Genomic DNA, 22477 nt, shown 5'->3' with positions numbered 1-22477 from the left:
ATGAACCGCCCCATCGACCCTTCCCTGCTGCACTCGTCCGAGGCCTTTGCGCATTACCTGAAGAACGCCGCCTTCCGCGTGGACGAGCGTGCCGAGGCCGGCGCCCACACCCAGGGCCAGCGCGTGGGCATCAGCCGCCCGCATGAATCGGCCCATCTGCATGTAGCCGGCGAGGCCGCCTACATCGACGACCTGCCCGAGCTGGACGGCACGCTGCACTGCGCGCTGGGCCTGTCTCCCGTGGCCAATGGCCGGCTCAATGCGCTCAGGCTGGATGCCATCCGCGCCATGCCCGGCGTGGTGGCCGTGCTCACGGGCGAGGACATTCCCGGCGTCAACGACTGCGGCTCCATCATCCACGACGACCCCATCCTGTGCAGCGGCGAGATCCGCTACCTGGGCCAGCCGCTGTTCGCCGTGATCGCCGAAAGCCGCGAGGCGGCGCGCCTGGCTGCGGCCCAGGCCAAGGCGGCGGCCGACATCACGGCCGAGCCGCCCGTGCTCACGCCCCAGCAGGCGCATGAGCTGGGCCAGTACGTGCTGCCGCCCATGCACCTGGCGCGCAGCACGAATGAAGGCGGCGCGCGCCGCGCCATGGACGAGGCGCCGCACCGCCTGAAGTCCTCGTTCTACGTGGGCGGCCAGGAGCAGTTCTACCTGGAAGGCCAGATCAGCTACGCCATTCCCAAGGAGGACGGCGCCGTCCACCTGTACTGCTCCACCCAGCACCCCAGCGAGATGCAGCACCTGGTGGCCCATGCGCTGGGCGTGGCCTCGCACGCCGTGCATGTGGAGTGCCGCCGCATGGGCGGCGGCTTCGGCGGCAAGGAGTCGCAGTCGGCCCTGTTCGCCTGCGTGGCCTCGGTGGCCGCGACGCGGCTGCGCCGCCCCGTCAAGCTGCGCCTGGACCGCGATGACGACTTCATGATCACGGGCCGCCGCCACTGCTTCTGGTACGAGTACGAGGTGGGCTACGACGACGAGGGCCGCATCCTCGGCGCCGAGATCTCCATGGTCTCGCGCGCCGGCCACTCGGCCGACCTGTCCGGCCCCGTGATGACGCGCGCGCTGTGCCACTTCGACAACACGTACTGGCTGCCCGATGTGTCCATGCACGGCTACTCCGGCAAGACCAATACGCAGAGCAATACGGCGTTCCGCGGCTTCGGCGGCCCGCAGGGCGCGATCGCCATCGAGAACATCATGGAGACGGTGGCGCGCGAGCTGGGGCGCGACGCGCTCGATGTGCGCCGCGTCAACTTCTACGGCAAGACCGAGCGCAACGTCACGCCCTATAGCCAGGTCGTGACCGACAACATCATCCACGAGCTGGTGGCCGAGCTGGAAACCTGCAGCGACTACCGCGCGCGCCGCGATGCCATCGCCGCGTTCAACGCGGCCAGCCCCGTGCTCAAGCGCGGCCTGTCGCTGACGCCGCTCAAATTCGGCATCTCCTTCAACGTCAAGCACTTCAACCAGGCCGGCGCCCTGGTCCATGTCTACAACGACGGCTCCATCCTCGTGAACCACGGCGGCACCGAGATGGGCCAGGGCCTGAACACCAAGGTGGCCCAGGTCGTGGCGCATGAGCTGGGCGTGGGCTTCGGGCGCGTGCGCGTCACGGCCACCGACACCACCAAGGTGGCCAATACCTCGGCCACGGCGGCATCGACGGGGGCCGACCTCAACGGCAAGGCCGCGCAGGACGCGGCGCGCCAGATCCGCGAGCGCCTGGCCGCCTGCGCCGCCGAGCGCCATGGCGGCCGCGCCGAGGACGTGCGCTTCGCCAACGACCAGGTCCACGTCAACGGCAAGGTGCTGGACTTCAAGGCCGTGGTGGGCGAGGCCTATATCGAGCGCGTGCAGCTGTGGTCCGACGGCTTCTATGCCACGCCCGGCCTGTCGTGGAACAAGGACACCATGCAGGGCCGGCCCTTCTTCTACTACGCCTACGGCGCCGCCGTGAGCGAGGTGGTGGTGGACACGCTGACCGGCGAGTTCAAGCTGCTGCGCGCCGACGTGCTGCACGACGTGGGCCGCTCGCTGAACCCCGCCGTGGACGTGGGCCAGGTCGAAGGCGCCTTCATCCAGGGCATGGGCTGGCTGACCACGGAGGAGCTGGTCTGGCATCCGCAAAGCGGCAAGCTCACCACGCACGCCCCGAGCACCTACAAGATCCCGACGGCCAACGACTGCCCGCCCGTGTTCAACGTGCGGCTGTTCGAGGGCGACAACTTCGAGGACTCCATCCACCGCAGCAAGGCCGTGGGCGAGCCGCCGCTGCTGCTGCCGTTCTCGGTGTTCTTCGCCATCCGCGATGCCGTCTCGGCCGCGGGCGGGCACCGCAGCAACCCGCCGCTGCAATCGCCGGCCACGCCGGAATCCATCCTGCGCGCCATCGAGGCCGTGCAGGCCGCCGGGAGCTGAGCGGACCGGCGCCGCCCCCTCATTCCTTGAATCCGCGCGCAGCGATGCGCGCAATCAGGTCCATGGCCGCCCGGCAGGGTGCCATGCCTTGTGCCGGCCTGGACAGCCGGTGCTCAACCCTGGGCGCTTTCACAACCGTTGCGCCCCGCATGCGAAAACAACACGGAGACAATGCGATGAACTGGATGGAACGGGTGTTCAAGCTCAGTGAGCACGGCACCAATGTAAGAACCGAGCTGGTCGCGGGCCTGACGACCTTTCTGACGATGGCCTACATCATCTTCGTCAATCCCTCGATCCTGGGGGATGCGGGGATGCCCAAGGGGGCCGTCTTCGTGGCCACCTGCCTGATCGCGGCGCTGGGCACGACCATCATGGCGCTGTACGCCAACTATCCCATCGCGCTGGCGCCGGGCATGGGCCTGAACGCCTATTTCGCCTACGTGGTGGTGCTGCACATGGGCTTCACCTGGCAGGCCGCGCTGGGCGCGGTCTTCGTCTCGGGCTGCCTGTTCCTGCTGGTGACGCTGTTCGGCCTGCGGGAGCTGATCATCAAGGGCATACCGCAGTCCATACGCATAGCGATCACCGTGGGCATCGGCCTGTTCCTGGCGCTGATCGCGCTCAAGAGCGCGGGCATCGTCGCCGCATCGCCGGCCACCTTCGTGACCCTGGGCGACCTGCACAAGCCCGAAGTCATCCTGGCCTCGCTGGGCTTTCTGATCATCGTGGTGCTGGACCGCCTGAAGGTGCCGGGCGCCATCCTGATCGGCATCGTCGTGGTCACCGTGGCCTCGTTCTTCTTCGCGGGCAACGAGTTCCACGGCGTGTTCTCGGCGCCGCCCTCCATCGCGCCCACCTTCCTGCAGCTGGACATCAAGTCCGCGCTGACCGGCGGCATCCTCAACGTGGTGCTGGTGTTCTTCCTGGTCGAGCTGTTCGATGCCACGGGCACGCTGATGGGTGTGGCCAAGCGCGCGGGCCTGCTGGTGCCCAGCCGCATGGGCCGCTTCAACCGCTCGCTGCTGGCCGACAGCGGCGCCATCTTCGCGGGCTCGCTGCTGGGCACCTCCAGCACCACGGCCTACGTGGAAAGCGCGGCCGGTGTGCAAGCGGGTGGCCGCACGGGCCTGACGGCGCTGACCGTGGCCGCGCTCTTCCTGTGCTGCCTGTTCCTGTCGCCCCTGGCCGGCGTGGTGCCCGGCTACGCCACGGCGCCCGCGCTGTTCTTCGTGGCCTGCCTGATGCTCAAGGAGCTGACCGAGATCGAATGGGGCGAGACCACCGAGGCCATCCCCGCTGCCGTCACGGCCCTGCTCATGCCCTTCACCTACTCGGTGGCCAATGGCCTGGCCTTCGGCTTCATCACCTATGCCGTGCTCAAGCTGTTCACGGGCCGTTCCAAGGAAGTGCACTGGATGGTGTGGCTGATCGGCGGCGTCTTCCTCTTCAAGTTCGTCTATATAGGCGGATAGCACCCCCTGAGGCGCTTACGCGCCTTCCCCCGTATGCACGGCGCCCTCTCTCGCTTCGCGGGAGGGGGACGACGCCCTCGCCGCGAGGCGGCTCTTGCTCGGCGTCCCTGCTTTTGGGCCGCGCCAGTTTCATAGGCTTTGGGCTCAGGCAAGATGTTTGGTGGGCCCATGCTTGGCGGATGCCTTGCATGGTTTTTTTTATGCGGGGTAGATGGCGCCCAGGATGCGCGGGCCGCGTGCGCCTGTGACGGCCGGCAGGTTGCCGGGCAGGCCCAGCAGGGCCTGGCGCGCCAGCCAGGCGAAGGCGGCGGCCTCCACCTGCTGCGGCGGCAGGCCGCGCGCGGCCGTGGTGTCCACGGCCACGCCGGGCAGCAGGGCGGCGATGCGCTGCATCAGTTGCGTGTTGAAGGCGCCTCCGCCGCAGACCAGCAGCTCGCCGCCGCCACGCCCGAAGCGCTGCACGGCACTGGCGCAGGCCCGGGCCGTGAATTCGGTGAGCGTGACCTGCACGTCGGCGGGGCGGGCATCGGCGGCGCTGGTTGCACTGGCGGACAGATGGCCGGCCAGCCAGTCCGCGTGGAACAGGTCGCGCCCCGTGCTCTTGGGTGGCGGCTGCTGCAGGAAAGGCTCGGCCAGCAGGCGGTCGAGCAGGGCGGGCAGCACCTGGCCCGTGGCCGCCCACTGGCCGCCGTCGTCATAGGGCTGGCCCGTGTGCGTCTGGCACCAGCCGTCCATCAGCGCATTGCCGGGGCCGCAGTCGAAGCCCAGCACCGTGCCATCGCCGGCCAGCACGCTGAGATTGGCGATGCCGCCGATGTTGAGCACCAGCACCGTCTCGCCGGGCCGGCCGAACACGCCCTGGTGGAAGGCGGGCACCAGTGGCGCACCCTGGCCGCCAGCGGCCACATCGCGGCTGCGCAGGTCGGCCACCACGGCAACGCCGCTGAGCTCGGCCAGCAGGGCCGGGCTGTTGAGCTGCAGCGTGTAGCCCATGCCGTCGAACATCTGCGGCCGGTGGCGCACGGTCTGGCCGTGGGCGCCGATGGCTGCGATCTGGCCGGGCGCCAGGGCTGTGGCCTGCAGCAGCTCCCGCACCACCTCGGCATAGCTGCGCGCCAGCGCATTGGCCGCCAGCGCCGCGCGGTGCAGCTCGTCGCGGCCCTCGGGGGTGTTCAGGGCCAGCAGCTCGGCGCGCAGCGCGGCATCAAAGCCCCGGCTGGCATGCCACAGCACCTGCGTGCCTTCGGCAAAGTCCACGAGAACGCCGTCCACCCCGTCGAGCGAGGTGCCGGACATCAGGCCGATGCAGTAGCGGTGGGCGATGGGGGAGGGGGCTGGCTGGTTCATGCCGGCAATGGTAGCCCTGCGGGACCCCGGGGCTGGCGATCACAAAAGGATGCGTCTGAAACAACAAAGGCTGCCAGGGCAGCCTTTGGAGGGGGGGCAGTGCTCAGCGCTCGGTGGCCAAGGCCAGCGCCTCGTTCGATGCCTGCAGCTCGATGCGCATCTGCGCGGCCATCTTGTCGAAGGCGGCGCGGCCGGCCTTGGAGACGGGGCGGGCGGCATCGGTGGCCTGGACGATGGTCATGGGGTCGCGGTGCTCGCCATTGACGCGGAACTCGAAGTGCAGGTGCGGGCCCGTGGCCCAGCCCGTGGAGCCCACGTTGCCGATGATGTCGCCCTGTTCCACGCGCTGGCCGCGCGTGACGCCGATGTGGCTCAGGTGGGCATAGACCGTGGTGTGGTTGTTGGCGTGGTCCACGAAGATCACGTTGCCGTAGCCGTTCTGCACTCCCGCGAAGGAGACGGTGCCGTCGCCCACGGTGCGTACCTTGGTGCCCGTGGGCGCCGCGAAGTCCGTTCCCAGGTGGGCTCGCCAGGTCTTGTGGATGGGGTGCATGCGCATGGCAAAGCCGCTGCTGATGCGCGAGAACTCCACGGGCGAGGTCAGGTAGGCCTGGCGGCGGCTCTTGCCGTCCATGGTGTAGTAGTCGCCCTTGGCCTTGCCTTCGTCCTGGAACCACAGGGCCTGCACGACCTTGCCGTTGTTGTGGAACTCGGCGCTGAGCACGCGGCCCGCGCGCAGCGGCTCGCCATCGGCTTCCAGCGATTCGTAGACCACCGAGAAGCGGTCGCCCTTGCGCAGGCCGCGGCGGAAGTCCACGTCGCCCTGGAAGATGTCGGCCATCTGCATGGCCACGGCGTCGGGAATGGAGGCCGCATCGGTGGCGGCGAACAGCGAGCTGCGGATGATGCCGCCGGCCAGGCGCGGCGAGGCGGTCAGCTTGCCCGTCTCGATGCGTGTGCTCAGTTCATTGTTCTTGCGCTCGACCACGAGGCGGCGGAAGCTGCCGTCCTCGTCGGGTGCCCAGCGCACGGTCAGCAGGGACAACTGGTGGTCGGGCGTGGTCTCGGCCGTCACCAGGCGGCCGGCGCGGCCCAGCACATGCTGGCGCACCTGGTCGTTGCCGCGCATGAAGGCGGCGGCGGCCGGATCGGCCACGCCCAGGCGCTGCAGCAGGGTTTCGGCCGTGTCGCTGCCACGCGTGTATTCGGAACGGTACAGGGACATGCCCTGCACACTGTCGGTCAGCTCGGCCAGGGTCTGGCCTTCTGCCAGCGATTCCACGGGCGTGGAGAGCATGCGCACCGGCAGGTCGGCCGGATCGGGTCCCAGGTTGGCCACGGCGAAGGCGCCGCCGCCGCCCGTGAGCAAGATGGCTGCCAGTGCTGCGGTGACACGCTGGGGGTGTTGCTGGATCACGGAGGTCAGCCGCGCAACAAGAGCACCGCTGGCATGGTTCAAGCCATATTTCACAACATCAGATCCTTGGGTTGCGCGCATCCGGCCTGGGGGCCGGACAGCATCGCAGCGGCGGGATACGCTCTCCAGACGGGCAACAAGTCCGCGCTCTGTGGTGCGGAAAGGCGGGCGTCTAGAATTCGCCGCAGCGGGAAAATCCCCGGAGTATACCGACGCGGTCCTACGCGGCCTGGCGAAAAACCCTTATGAATCAATCTGCTGTTACAACATACCCGGTCACTGAAGGTGTAGGCCAAGCGCTTGAAATCACCCTGCGCGGCGTGGATGAACTGCTGCCCCAGGCCGACTGGGTGCAGAAACTGGCCCGCTCCGAGGCCACGGGCGTGCCGCTGCGCATCAAGCTGGGCCTGGATCCGACGGCGCCCGACATCCACCTGGGCCACACCGTGGTGCTCAACAAGATGCGCCAGCTGCAGGACCTGGGCCACCAGGTGATCTTCCTGATCGGCGATTTCACCACCCTGATCGGCGACCCTTCGGGCCGCAACAGCACGCGCCCGCCGCTGACGGCCGAGCAGATCAAGGTCAACGCCGAGACCTACTACACCCAGGCCGCCAAGGTGCTGGACCCGGCGCGCACCGAGGTGCGCTACAACAGCGAGTGGTGCGACAAGCTGGGCGCGCGCGGCATGATCGAGCTGTCGGCCAAGTACACGGTGGCCCGCATGATGGAGCGCAACGACTTCCACCAGCGCTTCACCGAGGGCAGCTCCATCAGCCTGCATGAATTCCTCTACCCGCTGCTGCAGGGCTATGACTCGGTGGCGCTGCGCGCCGACCTGGAAATGGGCGGCACGGACCAGAAGTTCAACCTGCTCATGGGCCGCCACCTGCAGCAGGAATACGGGCAGGACACGCAGTGCGTGCTCACCATGCCGCTGCTGGTGGGCCTGGACGGCGAGCACAAGATGTCCAAGTCCAAGAACAACTATATCGGCATCACCGAGGACGCCAACACCATGTTCGCCAAGGTGCTGAGCATCTCGGACACGCTGATGTGGAACTGGTACACCCTGCTGTCGTTCAAGAGCCTGGCCGAGATCGCCGCGCTCAAGGCCGAGGTGGAAGGCGGGCGCAATCCCAAGGACGCCAAGGTGCTGCTGGCCAAGGAGATCACGGCGCGCTTTCACAGCGCGGCGCTGGCCGATGCGGCCGAGCAGGATTTCAACAACCGCAGCAAGGGCGGCATTCCCGACCAGATCGACGAGGTCAGCCTGTCGGGCGCGCCGCTGGGCATCGGTGCCCTGCTCAAGCAGGCCAACCTGGCGCCCTCGACCAGCGAGGCCAACCGCCTGATCGACGGCGGCGGCGTGCGCGTGGATGGCACGGCCATCAGCGACCGGGGCCTCAAGCTCGAAGCCGGCACCTATGTGGTGCAAGTGGGCAAGCGCAAGTTTGCGCGCGTGACGCTGGGCTGATGCCCGCGCCGGGCCATGCGCCCGGCTGCACAGGAATGAAGGACGCCGGCATGCCCGCGTCCTTTTTTCATCGCCGGGCCGCCCCAAGATGAAAACGGCCCCCTCGGGGGGCGCGGACCTTGCGCAGCAAGGGGAGCATGGGGGTTATTTTTCAAGCCGGGGGCGATTCGACGGTTTCGCGCGTGACCTCGGCCTGCTCCTGCAGCCACCGGCAGAAGGCGGCCACCTCGGGACGCGCGGCGCTGCGCGGGCCCACGATCAGCCAGTAGGCCAGCGGCGATTCCAGCCGGTGCGCGGGCAGCACCTCGACCAGGTCGCCAGCCGCCAGCGCGTCGGCCACCAGCGGCAGCCGTGCAATGGCCAGGCCCTGTCCGGCCAGTGCGGCTTGCACGATCTGGTGGGCGTAGTTGAAGTACAGCCAGCGCGGCGGCTGCAGCTGGTCGCAGCCCTGCACGCCGAACCAGCGCTGCCAGCCCAGCCACTCCAGCTGGGGCATGCGGTGGGCGTCGCCGGTCTCGATCAGCGTGTAGCGGGCCGCGTCGGCCGGCGTCCTGAGCGGCGGGCCGCCGGCCAGCAGGCGCGGGCTGGCCACCACGGCCAATTGCTCGCCGAACAGGCGCTGCGCCTGGGGCCAGCCGTCGCCCGCGCGGCCGTAGCGCAGGGCCAGGTCCACATCGGTGGTGTCCAGGTCCATCACGGTGTCGCTGGTGTCGATGCGGATGTCGATATCGGGCCAGGCGCGCTGGAAGGACTCCAGGCGCGGGATCAGCCACATGGCGGCAAAGCTGGCCCAGGTGGTGATGGCCACGCTCTTGCGGCCCACGGTCTGGCGGATCTGGCGCACCGAGGCGTCGATCTGCTCCAGCGCGGGCGCCACCGAGCGCAGCAGCTGGGCGCCGGCCCCGGTCAGCTCCACGGCGCGCGTGTGACGCAGGAACAGCGGCACGCCGACTTCATCCTCCAGCGACTGGATCTGGCGGCTCACGGCCGACTGCGTCAGCGACAGCTCGTCGGCAGCCGCGCGGAAATTCAGGTGCCGGGCCACGGCCAGGAAGGCACGCAGATGGCCGGCTCCGATGGCGCGTGTGCGCAGCAGGGGAACGGGTGCAGTGGTGGCATGGGGCATGGCGCCGCCAGCATACGTCAATCGTGTGACCGGCCGCAGCCCTTGGCGGGCAGATAATCGGCGGCGTTGCCGGCACAGGTTCTGGCGTTTTGGATGAATCACCTATGACAGCACCTCTGGATCTCGTCATCATGGCCGCGGGCAAGGGCACGCGCATGAAAAGCCGCCTGCCCAAAGTCCTTCAGCGCCTGGCGGGGCGCCCGCTGCTGGGCCATGTGCTGGCGACCGCAGCGCAGCTGGATGCGCGTTCGGCCGTGGTGGTCACGGGCCACGGCGCGGACCAGGTGGAGCCCGCCATGGCGGCGGCCTGCCAGGGCGGCTCCATGGCGCTGAAGTTCGTGCGCCAGGAGCCGCAGCTGGGCACGGGCCATGCGGTGCAGCAGGCCGTGCCTGCGCTGGCGGGCGACGGCATGGTCATCGTGCTCTCGGGCGATGTGCCGCTGACGCAGGCCGACACGCTGCGCGCCCTGGTCGATGCGGCCGATGGCCAGCGGCTGGCGCTGCTGACCGTGCGCCTGCCCGATCCCACGGGCTATGGCCGCATCGTGCGCGGCGAAGACGGCACGGTGCAGCGCATTGTCGAGCAAAAGGATGCCAATGACGCCCAGCGCGCCATCCAGGAAATCTACAGCGGCATCATGGCCGTGCCGGCCCGCCACCTGGCCGGCTGGCTGGCCCGCCTGACCAATGACAACGCCCAGGGCGAGTACTACCTGACCGACGTGGTCGCCATGGCCGTGGCCGACGGCGTGCCCGTGGTCGCGCACTGCATTGCCGACCCGGTGCAGGTGGCCGGCGTCAACAGCCCGCTGCAGCTGGCCGAGCTGGAGCGCGCCCACCAGGGCGCCCAGGCCCGCACGCTGATGGAGCAGGGCGTGCGCCTGGCCGACCCCGCGCGCTTTGACCTGCGCGATGACCCGCGCACCGGCCGCGCGGCACGCCTGGTCTGCGGGCAGGATGTGGAGATCGACGTGGGCTGCATCTTCAGCGGCCATGTGGAGATTGGCGAAGGCGCGCGCATCGGCGCCTATTGCAGCATTGCCAACGCCACGATTGCGGCGGGCGCCGTCATCCATCCGTACACGCATGTCGATGGCGAGAAGGCCGGCGTCAGCGTGGGCGAGGGCGCCCTGGTGGGCCCGTTTGCGCGCCTGCGCCCCGGGGCGCAGCTGGGCCGCGAAGTGCACATCGGCAACTTCGTCGAGGTCAAGAACTCCGTGCTGGCCGATGGCGCCAAGGCCAACCACCTGGCCTACCTGGGCGATGCCACGGTGGGCGAGCGCGTCAACTACGGCGCCGGCTCCATCACGGCCAACTACGACGGCGTGAACAAGCACCGCACGGTGATCGAGGCCGACGTGCACATCGGCAGCAACTGCGTGCTGGTGGCGCCCGTCACCATTGGCGCGGGCGGCACGGTGGGCGGCGGCTCCACGGTCACCAAGAGCACCGAGCCCGGCGTGCTCACGGTATCGCGGGGCAGGCAGGTGAGCATCACCAGCTGGAAGCGCCCGGTCAAACTGCCCAAGTCCTGAGACTTCCGAGACACGTGGGCTCGAGGGCCCGCATCGCCGGCGGGTCCCGTACGGGGCAAGCCGATTTTCCGAATCTCCTGACCCTGTCCATGCCATGACGGAACCTTTCGCCCACCCTCCGCCCGACCCTGCCGCCGACCTGCAAGGCCCGCCCCGCACGCTGCAGGACGCGCTGGAGCGCCTGGCCCAGCGCGAGCAGGAGCTGCAGGCCCTGCGCGCCGCGCAGCAGGAATGGCTGCACGCGGTGTCGCACGACCTGCGCGCGCCGCTGCGCCATGTGCTGTCCTTCGGCCCCCTGGTGGACGAGCTGCTGTCGCAGGCCGCGCCTTCGCCGCAGGAACTGCAGGAGGCACGCGGCTTCCTGCAGACCATGGACCAGTCCGCCCGACGCATGGGCGGCATGCTCGACGGCCTGCTGGCCCTGGCGCGCGCCGCCCGCACGCCCATGCAGTGGCAGCCCATTGCCTTGCAGGAACTGCTGGAGCAGGCGCGCACGGCGGTGCTGGCGCAGCCGCGCTGGGCGGCCTGCGGCGCGGCTGCGCGGCTGCAATGGAGCCTGCCGCAGCAAAGTCCCGCCGTGCGTGCCGACGCGGCCCTGCTGCGCCAGGTGCTGGAGGCGCTGCTGGACAACGCCGTCAAGTTCACCCAGCCCGTGGCCCAGCCGCGCATTGCCATCGATGTGGAGCGCCATGCCGACGGCGGCATCACGCTCAGCGTGACGGACAACGGCGTGGGGTTCGACCCCTCGCGTGCGGGCGCGCTGTTCGGCATCTTCCAGCGCATGCACCGTGAGTCGGAGTTTCCGGGCCTGGGCACGGGCCTGGCCCTGGTGCGCGGCGTCATGCGCCGCCACGGCGGCGAGGCCACCATCCGCGCCACGCCCGCGGGCGGCTGCAGCGTATGCCTGAACTGGCCCGGCGGCGAAGTGCGGCGCACGGATCGCGGGCTCTGAGTCTGCCTGCCGCTGGCGCCAGCCCTCAGATCAGCGTGTCGTCCGGCTCGGGCTGGTGTGCCTGGCGCGAGGCCTCGCTGCCCGCGTCCGTGCCCGACCTTGTGGGCGCGCTGCCGGCCATCAGCGGCGCAGCAGGTATCACCTGGTCGCGCCCGGCGTCCTTGGCGCTGTAGAGCGCGCTGTCGGCCGCATTGATCCAGTCCTTGACCGACAGAAAGCTGGGGTCCGCCGCCGCCACGCCAATGCTGGCGCTGACGCGCAGATGCGGGTGCTCGCGCACGCGCAGCTGGCTCAGCTGGTTGCGTATGCGCAGGGCCACCGCATAGGCATCGTCCAGATGGGTGTGCATGCACAGCACGGCGAATTCATCGCCTCCGTAGCGGCCGGCCGCGTCATGCGATCGCAGGCAGTGCCGGATGGTCAGGCCGATGGCCTGCAGCACCTCGTCACCCACGGTGTGCCCAAAGCTGTCGTTGATGCGCTTGAAGTGGTCTATGTCCACGATCAGCAGACAGGCCGAGGTCTGCGTCTGCCGGTAGTCGCGCAGCGCGGCGCGCGCCTTCTGCCACCAGTAGTCGCGGCTGTACAGCGTGGTCAGGGGGTCGATGCGGCTGAGCACCTGCAGCTTCACGTTCTGTCGTGCCAGCTTGCGCACCAGCTGGCGCGTGGACCAGCTGGAGAACACGCTGTGCAGCAGGAGCAGGGGCAGCATGCTCAGCTGCACTGCCAGGCTGGCCTCCCACTCGGGCGCGGGCCGCAGCAGCAGGGCCCCCGCGGCGGCGGCCAGGAAGGTGGCGAACAGCGATTGCAGCCAGCCGTCGCGCGTGGCCGTGTGGTTGCGGTCTGCAATGCTGATGGCCAGCAGCGCAATGCTGGGCAATGCACAGAAATGCATGACGGGAATCCAGCTGCCGATGATCAGCGCATCTATCTTCAGATTGGCGTGTTCGGCGCGGTGGCTGTCACGGCTGTGGCGGGCGTGGAGAAAGGCGATGTGCGGCCAGACCAGGGCGCTCACCAGCACAAAGCCCCAGACAGCCGTGCTGGCGCCCAGCTCGGTCATGGTCGTGCCCACGACGAGGCCACCCAAAGCCATGCTGGAGACGCGCAAGGGATAGGTGCGGCGATGGATGCGCTGGCGCAAGGACATGGCGGTGCGAGCCGAGTGCGCGCCGATTGCCTAGCGCGTCAGAAAGTGTTGTTGCATCAATTTGTATCATTGTCCCCGTGCGTGCGCAACGCCTTAAAGTCCAACGTTGCCCAAAGTTGGCGTTCGGGACACATTGCAGGCTTGCTGTCCTACGCAGTCCCGCCGCCGCGCAGTTTCCTGATGCGCACAATTACTCGCAAAATCAAGCGTCCTGGCCTCATTGGGCGCCTGTTCCGGGATTTGCCGGCGGCAGCGGCATGGCGGTGGAGAACTTGGCGCGCCTGACGCTGAAAAAACTCTTGACATTGCGCACGTTGGCGTCGCCCGTGAATAGCGCCCGGCTCAACTCCAGGTAGGCCGGCATGTCGGGCGCGGCCACCACGAGGATGAAATCAGGCCCCGCCGATACGCGCCAGCACTGCTGCACGGCGTCCAGCGCCACGGCGCGGCGCTCGAATCCGTCCAGCGCGTCACTGTCCTGGCGGTCCAGCGAGACCTCCACAATGGCCTGCAGCCCATGGCCCAGGGCGGCGGCCAGGCGTTCGGGCTGCAGGATGGCCACCTGCCGCTCGATCAGCCCGGACTCCTGCAGCCGCCGCACGCGGCGCAGGCAGGTGGGCGGCGACAGCTGCAGCAGCGCGGCCAGTGCCTGGTTGCTGCGGCTGCAGTCTTCTTGCAGCAGCTGCAGCAGCTGCAGGTCGGTAGCGTCCAGTTGAATGGAATTTTGGTTCATTTTGTTATTTATATTGAAATAATATTTCTTGAGTGCCTGATGATGAAATATTAGTTCAATAGATAAGGAAATCTGGAGAGAAATTTCTTTTCAACCTGCGTAGCATCCGTCGTCATCTCGAAACAAGGAGCTTGTCCATGTGTGGCATCGTCGCAGCGGTTTCCTTCCGCGATATCGTCCCCGTTCTCGTCCAGGGCCTGCAGCGCCTGGAATATCGCGGCTATGACTCCTGCGGCGTGGCCGTGCAGGCGCTGGACGCACAGGGCGTGCACAGCCAGGGCCTGCGGCGCGCCCGCTCCACGGCGCGCGTGGCCGAACTCATGGACCAGGTGCAACAGGACAAGGTCATCGGCCACACCGGCATTGCCCACACGCGCTGGGCCACGCATGGCGAGCCGGCGGTGCGCAACGCCCATCCGCATTTCAGCCACGGCCCTGGCGTCTCGCCCGTGGCCGACACCGACCAGCCGGCCCGCGTGGCCCTGGTGCACAACGGCATCATCGAAAACTACGAAGCCCTGCGCGCCGAGCTGCAGTCCAAGGGCTATGTCTTCGCCAGCCAGACGGACACCGAGGTCATCGCCCACCTGGTGGACAGCCTCTACGGCGGCGACCTGTTCGAGGCCGTGCAGGCCGCCACGCAGCGCCTGCATGGCGCCTTTGCCATCGCCGTCATGCACAAGGACGAACCGCAGCGCGTGGTGGGCTCGCGCGCCGGCTCGCCGCTGATCCTGGGCGTGGGCCAGGACGGTGCCGAACACTTCCTGGCCAGCGACGCCATGGCCCTGGCCGGCGTGACCGACCAGATCGTCTACCTGGAAGAGGGCGACATCGTGGACCTGCAGCCTGGCCGCTACTGGCTGGTGGGCAAGGGCGGCGAGCGGCTGGCGCCCGAGCAGCGCCCCGTGCGCACCGTGCACGCCCACAGCGGCGCGGCCGAGCTGGGTCCCTACCGCCACTACATGCAAAAGGAAATCTTCGAGCAGCCGCGCGCCATTGCCGACACGCTGGAAGGCGTGCAGGCCATCGTGCCCGAGCTGTTCGACGGCGTGGCCTCGGACGGCAAGGCCGGCACTTCGGCCTGGCGCGTGTTCAAGGAGATCGACCGCGTGCTCATCCTGGCCTGCGGCACCAGCTACTACAGCGGCTGCACGGCCAAGTACTGGATCGAGTCGCTGGCCGGCCTGCCCTGCAGCGTGGAAGTGGCCAGCGAATACCGCTACCGCACCAGCGTTCCCCATCCCAAGACCCTGGTCGTCACCATCAGCCAGTCGGGCGAGACCGCCGACACCCTGGCCGCGCTGCGCCATGCCCAGAACCTGGGCATGAAGCACACGCTGACCGTCTGCAACGTGGCCACCAGCGCCATGGTGCGCGAATGCGAGCTGGCCTACATCACGCGCGCCGGCGTGGAGATCGGCGTGGCCTCCACCAAGGCCTTCACCACCCAGCTGGCAGGCCTGTTCCTGCTGACCCTGGCCCTGGCCCAGTCGCAAGGGCGGCTGAGCGAGGAAAAGGAGCAGCAATACCTGGCCGCCATGCGCCACCTGCCCGTGGCCCTGCAATCCGTGCTGGCGCTGGAGCCCCAGGTCATCAGCTGGTCCGAGGATTTCGCCAAGCGCGAGAACGCGCTCTTCCTGGGCCGTGGCATCCACTACCCGATTGCGCTGGAAGGCGCGCTCAAGCTCAAGGAAATCAGCTACATCCACGCCGAGGCCTATCCGGCCGGCGAGCTCAAGCACGGCCCGCTGGCCCTGGTGGACAGCGCCATGCCCGTGGTCACGGTGGCGCCCAATGACGAACTGCTGGAAAAGCTCAAGAGCAACATGCAGGAAGTGCGCGCGCGCGGCGGCGTGCTCTATGTGCTGGCCGATGCCAAGACCAACATCGAAAGCAGCGAAGGCATGCACGTCATCCGCATGCCCGAGAACTACGGCGCGCTCAGCCCCATCCTGCACGTGGTCCCGCTGCAGCTGCTGGCCTACCACACGGCCTGCGCACGCGGCACCGATGTGGACAAGCCGCGCAACCTGGCCAAGAGCGTGACGGTGGAGTGAGGCGGGGGCCGGGGTAGGGCGCAGGCCGTGGCCTGCCCTGGTCCTTCGTTGCCCCCTGTGCGAAATGTCCGTCGGACACCCGGCGGCTGGCCTACCTGCGGTGTCGCAACATGGGGCTGCGCACGCTCTGGCCGGTCCTACGGCTGAGCCGCATGTCCGGGCCCACACTGGTTACCAGCGCAGTGCATATCTGCGCTGCAGTCGGGCGCTTCGTTTGACGCGCCTCTTTGACCACCATGTGAAGGAGATACCCATGGCTCAGCAAAACGACCAGCAACAGCAGCAAAACAACCCGCAGCAGCAGAACCCGAACCAGCAAAACCCGGGACAGCAGCAGCAGGACAACCCCCAGCACAAGCAGCCTGGCCAGAACCAGCCAGGCCAGCAGCAGCCCAATCAGCCCCGCTGACAGGCTGGGCGGCGTTCCGTTTGACGTGAGGATGGAACCATGAAACAGCTTCTTCCCACGAGAGGCCCGCAGCATCCGGCCTATGTTCCCATGCAGATGGGGCAACCCATCACGGACAGGAACTACAGCCAGATGCAGTGCAAGGCGAACGTCCGCCAACAAGGGCAGCCTTTGCGCCAGCCACAGCAACGCTGATTGATCGCAGCCAGCGCTGGTGCAGCGCTCCCTGGAACCGGCCGCCTTCGGGCGGCTTTTCCGTGTCGAGGGCCTGCCCTGGCCGGGGCCGCCGGAGATCTCCCCGCACAATGACGCCTTTCCAGCATCAACCTCCAAGGATTTCAACGATGACACTGCAGCGCCCCTGCTTCGTTTTGCCGACCCTGGTGCTCGCCCTGGGATTGTCGGGGTGTGCCGCGCCGCCTTCCAGCGGGCAGCTCGAGAAGGAGGAAGCGGAGCAGGCGAAGACGCTGTGGGTGATCAGCGAGGCCTTGAAGGCCAACATGGCCGTGGTGCTGGTGGCTGACCTGACGCCGCACAAGTCGCTGGCCGACGCCGACGGCATGTCCAAATGGACCTCGAACGTGCTGTGGACCCACCAGGACAGGCCGGAGATCGTGTTCGGCCGCAAGTTCCAGAACAACGCGCTGCAGCGCGATCCCAAGACCACCTACCTCTTCAAGGCCTTCGAGGTCCATGTCCTGCCCCCCGGCAAGTATCTGCTGACGGGCGGCGATGACTACTGGCTCAATGCCCGGCTCGACCAGCTGGGGGCCAAGGCGGGCGCTGCGGGCGCAGGCCGCGGCGCCAGCGGCACGGTGTCCCTGGCGCCCGAGACCTACCGCGAGTTCTATACCGAGATGAACTGGAAGGAGGCCACCACGCACACGCAGACCCGCACCGAGAAGTACTGCACCACGGTGCACCGTGCCTCGGGCCATTGCGTGGCCTGGGGCGAGCGGCAGGTCACGGACAGTACGCCGGGCATGGGTGCGGGCTACTACCAGGACACGGACTCGCGCGACATCCCCGCGCTCAAGGTCCAGGTGCGCGTGCCGCCCCGGCAGGCCCTGGCCAGTTTCACGCTGGAAGGCGGGCAGCTGGTGCTGAGCCAGCGCTCGTATCTGAAGACGCCCAGCTACCAGTTCCGCCAGGCGGGCTGCCGCAAGGTGGCGGCCGAGAAGGTCGAATGCCCGCTGGAGGACTTCACCGTCCACACGCTGCCGGTGCCCATGGAATTCACGCGCACCTATCTGGCCTCCCGCGCCAACCTGACCCCTGACCAGGAAAAACTCATGGCGCGGCTGGCGCCCATGCAGGTCACCACGCTGGGCCGCCAGGGCGCCGCCGATCCGATCTGGGGCACGCCGATCTCGCTGCGCAAGGGGCCTTGAGGTCCGGGCGCAGCCGATGGCCGATGGTCGTTGATCGGCTGCGTCGGGTGGCTGCCCTTTCCGTGCCCGGCCGGTTGTTGGCGGGCTGCGGCGGCCGGTGCCTGCCTATGGGGTCACCAGGTGTGCGCGTAGCTGATCTTCAGCACCGTGCCGGCCGCTGGCAGGCGGCTGGTGTTGTTGTTGCTGCGCAGCAGCTGGCTGTAGAGCGGGAAGTACTGGCGGTTGAACAGGTTTTCCACGCCCAGGGACACACGGTTCTTGGGGTCGATCTTCCACTGGCTGATCAGGTCCACCGTGGTGTAGCCCCGTGTGTCATAGCGGCCGAAGCCGGTCTTGCCGTCCAGGCGGTAGTCCTTGGAGGCATAGGCGGTGGCCTGGAGGCGGTGGCTCCAGCGCGTGTCGGGCCGGTACTCCACATAGGCCGTGAGCTTGAGCGGAGGGATGCGAAAGCCCGTCATGTCCTGGTAGCCGCTGGCGGCCTGGGGCAGCTCGCGGCCCTTCATCCAGGTGAAGCTGCCGCCCACGCTCCAGTGGTCGTCGTCGCTGAAGTAGTCCAGACCGCCTTCGATGCCATGGATCTTCTCGCGGGTGCGCAGCAGGGTCAGGCCATTGTTGAAGCTCTGCACGGCGCCCAGGTTGGAGCGCGACTGGAAGACGCTGAGGTTGGCCATCACGTTGGAGAACTTGCCGCGCCAGCCCATTTCATAGGTGTTGGTCTTGACCGCCTGCAGGTTGGAGTTGCCCAGGTTGAAGGCCGGCGTGGCATTGCGCACTACCACGCCGATGTCCGGCAGCTCGAAGCCCTGGCTGTACGAGGCATAGAGCTCCTGGCCGGGGACCGGCGTGAAGACCGTGCCCAGGTTGTAGGTCCAGGCGTTGTACCTGACGGTGCCGCCGTTCACGGACTGGGGGCTGGGGGCGCGTGACTGCGACAGCGGCGTGAAGTCATTGAAGCTGGCCTGGGCGCGGTCGTAGCGCAGGCCGCCTTCCGCCGACCATTGCGCATTGAACCGGTGCTGCAGCTGGGCGAAGGCGCCGATGCTGCGCGTGGTGACGGGCGGCATGTAGATCAGCTGGCCCGTCTTGTGAAAGACCAGGCCGCCGCTGGCGTCATAGGCCCGGGGATCGAAGATGTCGATGGGCATGTCGGTGCGCTCCTGGTTGAAGTCCGCACCCCAGATCAGCAGGCTCTTCTTGCCGGCGCCCAGCGGCGTCTTCAGGGTCAGGCGCCCGCCAAAGACCTCGGAGTTCTGCATGGACTGGTCGACATTGGCGCCCCGCACCGGCACGGCGCGTGCGTCGAAGGGCGCAAACCGCGTGAAGAAGTCCCGGTAGTAGAGCTGGGCGGCCAGCGTGCTGCCTGCGATGTCCCGGTTCTCGTAGTCCAGGCCCAGCATGGTGTTCTTGATCTGGTTCTGGTCGGCCAGCACCAGGCCCTTGATGGGGCGGGCCGCCGCCGTTCCTGCCGGCAGCCGCGCCACCGACGGGTCGGAGGCGTAGTCCGTGTCCTGGGCCGCGTTGTAGTGGCTGGCGGTCAATTGCAGGCGCTGGTCGGCATCGAGCTTGAAGCCGATCTTGGCCGAGGCGTTGTAGATGTTGGAGTCGAACAGGTCGCCCTGGCTGGGCTCGGGTGCAATGCGGTCGCCCCTGGCGTCGAAGGCGCCGCCCATGTGCCTGGCGCCCAGGCTCACCGAATAGTCGACCACCTCGCCGCCGCCGGACAGGTAGTGCTGCACCTCGCCGCCCAGCCCCGCGCCGCGCAGGCGGGACAGCGGGGCCGAGCCGGTGACGATGGTCTCGGCCCGCGTCTCGCCCGAGGGCCGCTTGGTGCGGATGGAGACAATGCCGCCCGCCGCACCGCTGCCGTAGATGGCGCTGCTGCCGCGCAGCACCTCGATCTGCTCGATGTCGGCCGGGTTGATGTTGGCCAGGTTCCTGGACGAGTCGCGGTTGGTGTTCAGCGGAACGCCGTCCACCAGCACCAGCATGTTGCGGCCGCGCAGCGTCTGGCCGTAGTCGGTGATGGTGTGGCTGGAGTCCGCCATGCCGGGGACCACCTTGCTGAGCATGGTGGCCAGGCTGTCCGAGCCCTGGCGCAGCTGCTCCACCTCCTGGCCTTCCAGGATCGTCACCTGCCGCGAGGGTGCGACCAGGTTGTTCTGCGTGCGTGCGGTCACCGTGATGGCGGCAAGCTCCGTGGCCTGTGCCGCGGCTGGGGCTGAGGGTGAGGGCACGGCCGCTGCGGCAGACGGCGCCTGGCGGGCCGCCGCAGGCAGCTTCTCCAGCGCGTAGTTGCCCGCACCCACGCGGCGCGCTGTCCAGCCTGACGTGTTCAGCAGCTGCGCAAAGCCGTCTTCCACGGAGAACGTGCCGGACAGGCCGCGTGTCTCCATGCCGCCGAGCTGCTGCAGGTCCATGCCCAGGTTCACGCCTGCCTGCGCGGCAAAGGCCATCAGCGCCGGGCCCAGTGGACCCGGCTGGATCTGGTAGCTCCGGGCAGCGGCGCTGGCGGCCGGCTCGGCCGCCTGGACTGGCAGCGCGTGCAGCAGCAGCGAGGTGCTGACGGCCAGGGCCGCCAAGGCGGTGGCGCGCAGGCTGGCGCGTGGTCCGGCGGTGGAAGAAGGGGAGTGCATGGTGTTCTGTCCTCTGGGCTGTCGATGAAAGTGGTCTTCGCAAGCCTTGACAGGCGAGAGCGAAAAACCGGACAGCCACGGCAGAAAAAAATCGAATCAGCGCCGCGCCACCGTCACCCAGTACCGGCTGCGCTCGTGCACGCGCACCGGCAGGGTCTGGGCCAGCAGGGCCAGGATGCGGTCGGTGTCATGCAGCTGGTAGGTGCCGGAGACGCGCAGGTCGGCGACATCGTCGTCGCACCGCACAAGGCCCTCGCGGTAGCGCGACAGCTCGGCCAGGAAGTCCTGCAGGCGCAGGTTCTCGGCATAGAGCACGCCCAGCGTCCAGGCCGAGTCCCGCGGCGCCACCGGGCGGGTGGCGCTGGCGCCTTGTCCATCGAATTGCAGTTGCTCGCCCGCATGCACCACCACGGCCGTGGCCGATGCTGCCGGCGTGACGCGCACCGCGCCCTCCAGCACGGCCAGCGCCGTGCCCCGCTCCAGCTTGCGCACGATGAAGCGCGTGCCCAGGGCCTGCATCTGGCCGTCGTCTGTCTGCACCATGAAAGGCTGGGAGGCGTAGGGCGGCGCATGCGCGGTCTCGACCAGGATTTCCCCGGCATGCTGGCGGATGCGCCGCGCCGTGCCATCCATGCGCACGCTGATGGCGGAGGCTGTGTTCAGCTGGACGCGGCTGCCGTCGGCCAGCGTGACCGCGCGGCGCTCGCCCCTGGCCGTGCGGTAGTCGGCCGTCCAGTCCTGCCAGGGCAGATGGCGCCAGGCCAGCCAGCCCAGCGCAGGCGTGGCCAGGGCCAGCACGGCCGAGCGCAGCAACTGGCGCCGTGCCGCCGAGGGGCGCGTGCGGTTGAGCGTGGCCATGCCGACGGCGGCGGGCACGGTGTTGAAGCGGCCCTTGAGCTGCTCGGCGCATTGCCAGATCTGTTCATGCCGGCTGCTCTGGCTGCGCCAGCGCGCCAGTTCGGCCTGCTCGGCCGCGCTGAAGTCCGAGGCGTGCCTGCGGGCCAGCCAGCGGGCGGCCTCGTCCAGGATGCGTGCGTCTGCGGCCTGCATGCTCAGCGCTCCAGCATCACCAGCAGGCATTGCCGAAAGCCCTGGGCCATGTAGCGCGTCACGGTGCGCACGCTCAGCTGCATCCGGTCGGCAATGTCCTCGTAGGACAGGCCTTCCAGCTGGGACATGAGAAAGGCCGTGCGCACCCTGGCGGGCAGGGCGTCCAGCAGCGCATCGAGCTCCTGCAGCGTCTCCAGCAGGATGGCCCGCGCCTCCACGGACGGCACGGTGGCCTGGGGCAGGAGGTGCAGCGACGCCAGGTAGGCCTGCTCCAGCGAGCGGCGTTCGAGGTGATTGACCAGCAGCCGCCTGGCCACTGTCGTCAGGTAGGCCCGGGGCTCCCGGATGTCCTCGATGGCCTGCGTCCTGGCGCTGACCCAGATGCGCGTGAACGTGTCCTGGGCCAGGTCGGCCGCATCGCAGCGGTTGCCCAGCCTGCGTTGCAGCCACGCGACCAGCCAAGGGTTGTGCTGCGCGTACATGCTGCCCAGAGCCTGGCTGGCGCCACTGTCGGTGGATGGATGCACGTGCCGGGCCTTTCCTCTGGTACGTCAAGAAACTGCCGGCATTTTATCCAGTTGATATGAATTCTCATTTGCATTGGGATCGGTGCGATCCCGCGCACCGGATCAGCCCGCCGCCGCCAGCCCGTCGAAGGTCGTGCTGGTCACCCAGTCGATGATCTGCGCGTGCGTGTACTGGCCCGACTCCTTGAGCAGGGCCACCACCGGATCGCAGGCCCGCGCGAACAGCGTGTAGAGCACCAGTTCGGCCGGCAGCGTGGCCTGCATCTGGCCGCTGGTCTGGGCCTCGGTGATCCAGATGCTCAGGCGGTTGCTCAGCGCGATCAGCCGGTCCATGTAGTCGTCGTTGGATTGCAGCGAGGCGCTGAGGTTGGAGTTCTGCGCGGGCAGGGAGGGCATCTCGCCTTCCAACTGGGTCTGCATGGCCCAGCGCGTCACGGCCTTGAGCTGGTCCAGCGGGCGCGTGGGCGTGCCGGCCTCGGCCGCCAGGCTGGCTTCGTCGCGCAGGCCGTCCACGAAGGCCAGGGCGCGGTCCAGCACGCCCACCATGGCGGCCCCTGCCAGTTCTTCCTTGGAGGTGAACAGCTTGTACAGGCTGGCCTTGGCCATGCCGGCCTCGGCCGCCACCTCGTCCACCGTCATGGCGTCGTAGCCCTTGGTGGCCAGCAGCCGGTTGACGGCCGCCACGATGGCCTGCTCGCGCACGCGCTGTATCTGTTCTTTGATGGAGGAGCGGCTTGTCATAGCCATATTTTAGACCCGACAGGTCATAT

18 protein-coding genes are annotated in these 22477 nt (G+C 68.4%); 9 read left to right on the top strand and 9 right to left on the bottom strand.

Annotated features, from left to right (window positions below):
• The gene (gene xdhB / locus ACF8NF_RS23550) at positions 1–2427 is read left to right on the top strand and encodes a xanthine dehydrogenase molybdopterin binding subunit (protein ID WP_392451357.1); all 2427 of its coding nucleotides are present in this window, start codon (positions 1–3) and stop codon (positions 2425–2427) included.
• 176 nt (positions 2428–2603) lie between these two features.
• On the top strand, positions 2604–3902 hold the full coding sequence (locus ACF8NF_RS23545) for an NCS2 family permease (RefSeq protein ID WP_016448452.1): 1299 nt from the start codon (positions 2604–2606) through the stop codon (positions 3900–3902).
• 198 nt (positions 3903–4100) lie between these two features.
• Here ACF8NF_RS23545 and ACF8NF_RS23540 read toward each other — a convergent pair whose 3' ends face one another.
• Together ACF8NF_RS23540 and ACF8NF_RS23535 are read right to left on the bottom strand one after the other, a co-directional pair.
• Positions 4101–5249 carry an anhydro-N-acetylmuramic acid kinase gene (locus ACF8NF_RS23540; RefSeq protein ID WP_392451355.1) on the bottom strand — a complete coding sequence of 383 codons (1149 nt, stop codon included), beginning with the start codon at positions 5247–5249 and terminating at the stop codon, positions 4101–4103.
• 103 nt (positions 5250–5352) lie between these two features.
• The gene (locus ACF8NF_RS23535) at positions 5353–6747 is read right to left on the bottom strand and encodes a peptidoglycan DD-metalloendopeptidase family protein (protein WP_052151611.1); all 1395 of its coding nucleotides are present in this window, start codon (positions 6745–6747) and stop codon (positions 5353–5355) included.
• Between the two features lie 164 nt (positions 6748–6911).
• Here ACF8NF_RS23535 and tyrS point away from each other — a divergent pair, with 164 nt between their 5' ends.
• Complete coding sequence (tyrS, locus tag ACF8NF_RS23530) at positions 6912–8144, top strand: tyrosine--tRNA ligase (RefSeq protein WP_016448449.1); 1233 nt, start codon at positions 6912–6914, stop codon at positions 8142–8144.
• 151 nt (positions 8145–8295) lie between these two features.
• Here the strand turns inward: tyrS and ACF8NF_RS23525 are convergent, their stop codons facing one another.
• On the bottom strand, positions 8296–9270 hold the full coding sequence (locus ACF8NF_RS23525; RefSeq protein WP_012207701.1) for a LysR substrate-binding domain-containing protein: 975 nt from the start codon (positions 9268–9270) through the stop codon (positions 8296–8298).
• Between the two features lie 104 nt (positions 9271–9374).
• Here ACF8NF_RS23525 and glmU point away from each other — a divergent pair, with 104 nt between their 5' ends.
• Both glmU and ACF8NF_RS23515 read left to right on the top strand, forming a co-directional pair.
• Complete coding sequence (glmU, locus tag ACF8NF_RS23520) at positions 9375–10805, top strand: bifunctional UDP-N-acetylglucosamine diphosphorylase/glucosamine-1-phosphate N-acetyltransferase GlmU (RefSeq protein ID WP_034348976.1); 1431 nt, start codon at positions 9375–9377, stop codon at positions 10803–10805.
• 94 nt (positions 10806–10899) lie between these two features.
• Positions 10900–11757 (top strand): ATP-binding protein, encoded by an 858-nt coding sequence (locus tag ACF8NF_RS23515; RefSeq protein WP_016448447.1) that lies wholly within the window; start codon positions 10900–10902, stop codon positions 11755–11757.
• A 25-nt stretch (positions 11758–11782) separates the two neighbouring features.
• On the opposite strand, the gene ACF8NF_RS23510 is transcribed toward ACF8NF_RS23515, so the two are convergent.
• Together ACF8NF_RS23510 and ACF8NF_RS23505 are read right to left on the bottom strand one after the other, a co-directional pair.
• The gene (locus ACF8NF_RS23510; protein ID WP_016448446.1) at positions 11783–12907 is read right to left on the bottom strand and encodes a diguanylate cyclase; all 1125 of its coding nucleotides are present in this window, start codon (positions 12905–12907) and stop codon (positions 11783–11785) included.
• 217 nt (positions 12908–13124) lie between these two features.
• Positions 13125–13640, bottom strand: coding sequence for an Lrp/AsnC family transcriptional regulator (locus ACF8NF_RS23505; RefSeq protein WP_016448445.1), 516 nt, complete (start codon positions 13638–13640; stop codon positions 13125–13127).
• A 137-nt stretch (positions 13641–13777) separates the two neighbouring features.
• On the opposite strand from ACF8NF_RS23505, the gene glmS reads away from it, so the two are divergent.
• From glmS to ACF8NF_RS23485, 4 genes are all read left to right on the top strand, one after another.
• Entirely contained in the window at positions 13778–15697 is a 1920-nt protein-coding gene (gene glmS / locus ACF8NF_RS23500) for a glutamine--fructose-6-phosphate transaminase (isomerizing) (protein WP_046238518.1), read from the top strand.
• Between the two features lie 253 nt (positions 15698–15950).
• Positions 15951–16106: a hypothetical protein gene (locus ACF8NF_RS23495; protein WP_164474684.1), complete on the top strand. Its 156-nt coding sequence runs from the start codon at positions 15951–15953 to the stop codon at positions 16104–16106.
• A 39-nt stretch (positions 16107–16145) separates the two neighbouring features.
• Positions 16146–16301, top strand: a complete 156-nt coding sequence (locus ACF8NF_RS23490) for a hypothetical protein (RefSeq protein WP_016448436.1) — start codon at positions 16146–16148, stop codon at positions 16299–16301.
• A gap of 149 nt (positions 16302–16450) precedes the next feature.
• Entirely contained in the window at positions 16451–17497 is a 1047-nt protein-coding gene (locus tag ACF8NF_RS23485) for a hypothetical protein (protein ID WP_017405837.1), read from the top strand.
• Between the two features lie 113 nt (positions 17498–17610).
• Here ACF8NF_RS23485 and ACF8NF_RS23480 read toward each other — a convergent pair whose 3' ends face one another.
• From ACF8NF_RS23480 to ACF8NF_RS23465, 4 genes are all read right to left on the bottom strand, one after another.
• On the bottom strand, positions 17611–20130 hold the full coding sequence (locus ACF8NF_RS23480) for a TonB-dependent siderophore receptor (RefSeq protein WP_392451352.1): 2520 nt from the start codon (positions 20128–20130) through the stop codon (positions 17611–17613).
• Positions 20131–20226: 96 nt separating this feature from the next.
• Positions 20227–21180 carry a FecR domain-containing protein gene (locus tag ACF8NF_RS23475; protein WP_392406561.1) on the bottom strand — a complete coding sequence of 318 codons (954 nt, stop codon included), beginning with the start codon at positions 21178–21180 and terminating at the stop codon, positions 20227–20229.
• A 2-nt stretch (positions 21181–21182) separates the two neighbouring features.
• Positions 21183–21662, bottom strand: a complete 480-nt coding sequence (locus ACF8NF_RS23470; RefSeq protein ID WP_070081029.1) for a sigma-70 family RNA polymerase sigma factor — start codon at positions 21660–21662, stop codon at positions 21183–21185.
• Positions 21663–21809: 147 nt separating this feature from the next.
• On the bottom strand, positions 21810–22448 hold the full coding sequence (locus ACF8NF_RS23465; protein WP_017407121.1) for a TetR/AcrR family transcriptional regulator: 639 nt from the start codon (positions 22446–22448) through the stop codon (positions 21810–21812).
• Positions 22449–22477: the final 29 nt, after the last annotated feature.

Origin of the sequence: Delftia sp. WSY_22 (genome assembly GCF_043104185.1) — a bacterium.
Lineage (GTDB): Bacteria > Pseudomonadota > Gammaproteobacteria > Burkholderiales > Burkholderiaceae_C > Comamonas > Comamonas tsuruhatensis.
The sequence above is the reverse complement of the archived record's forward strand: the minus strand, read 5'-3'. Positions and strand labels throughout refer to the sequence as shown.

What these genes read in the sequence shown, in the direction of transcription:
- ACF8NF_RS23480 (WP_392451352.1), bottom strand. Translation starts at nt 20,130, where the DNA reads ATGCACTCCCCTTCTTCCACCGCCGGACCACGCGCCAGCCTGCGCGCC.
- ACF8NF_RS23510 (WP_016448446.1), bottom strand. Translation starts at nt 12,907, where the DNA reads ATGTCCTTGCGCCAGCGCATCCATCGCCGCACCTATCCCTTGCGCGTC.
- glmS (WP_046238518.1), top strand. Translation starts at nt 13,778, where the DNA reads ATGTGTGGCATCGTCGCAGCGGTTTCCTTCCGCGATATCGTCCCCGTT.
- ACF8NF_RS23535 (WP_052151611.1), bottom strand. Translation starts at nt 6,747, where the DNA reads ATGCGCGCAACCCAAGGATCTGATGTTGTGAAATATGGCTTGAACCAT.
- ACF8NF_RS23470 (WP_070081029.1), bottom strand. Translation starts at nt 21,662, where the DNA reads ATGTACGCGCAGCACAACCCTTGGCTGGTCGCGTGGCTGCAACGCAGG.
- ACF8NF_RS23495 (WP_164474684.1), top strand. Translation starts at nt 15,951, where the DNA reads ATGGCTCAGCAAAACGACCAGCAACAGCAGCAAAACAACCCGCAGCAG.
- ACF8NF_RS23540 (WP_392451355.1), bottom strand. Translation starts at nt 5,249, where the DNA reads ATGAACCAGCCAGCCCCCTCCCCCATCGCCCACCGCTACTGCATCGGC.
- ACF8NF_RS23515 (WP_016448447.1), top strand. Translation starts at nt 10,900, where the DNA reads ATGACGGAACCTTTCGCCCACCCTCCGCCCGACCCTGCCGCCGACCTG.
- ACF8NF_RS23525 (WP_012207701.1), bottom strand. Translation starts at nt 9,270, where the DNA reads ATGCCCCATGCCACCACTGCACCCGTTCCCCTGCTGCGCACACGCGCC.
- tyrS (WP_016448449.1), top strand. Translation starts at nt 6,912, where the DNA reads ATGAATCAATCTGCTGTTACAACATACCCGGTCACTGAAGGTGTAGGC.
- ACF8NF_RS23475 (WP_392406561.1), bottom strand. Translation starts at nt 21,180, where the DNA reads ATGCAGGCCGCAGACGCACGCATCCTGGACGAGGCCGCCCGCTGGCTG.
- glmU (WP_034348976.1), top strand. Translation starts at nt 9,375, where the DNA reads ATGACAGCACCTCTGGATCTCGTCATCATGGCCGCGGGCAAGGGCACG.
- ACF8NF_RS23545 (WP_016448452.1), top strand. Translation starts at nt 2,604, where the DNA reads ATGAACTGGATGGAACGGGTGTTCAAGCTCAGTGAGCACGGCACCAAT.
- ACF8NF_RS23490 (WP_016448436.1), top strand. Translation starts at nt 16,146, where the DNA reads ATGAAACAGCTTCTTCCCACGAGAGGCCCGCAGCATCCGGCCTATGTT.
- ACF8NF_RS23485 (WP_017405837.1), top strand. Translation starts at nt 16,451, where the DNA reads ATGACACTGCAGCGCCCCTGCTTCGTTTTGCCGACCCTGGTGCTCGCC.
- ACF8NF_RS23505 (WP_016448445.1), bottom strand. Translation starts at nt 13,640, where the DNA reads ATGAACCAAAATTCCATTCAACTGGACGCTACCGACCTGCAGCTGCTG.
- ACF8NF_RS23465 (WP_017407121.1), bottom strand. Translation starts at nt 22,448, where the DNA reads ATGACAAGCCGCTCCTCCATCAAAGAACAGATACAGCGCGTGCGCGAG.
- xdhB (WP_392451357.1), top strand. Translation starts at nt 1, where the DNA reads ATGAACCGCCCCATCGACCCTTCCCTGCTGCACTCGTCCGAGGCCTTT.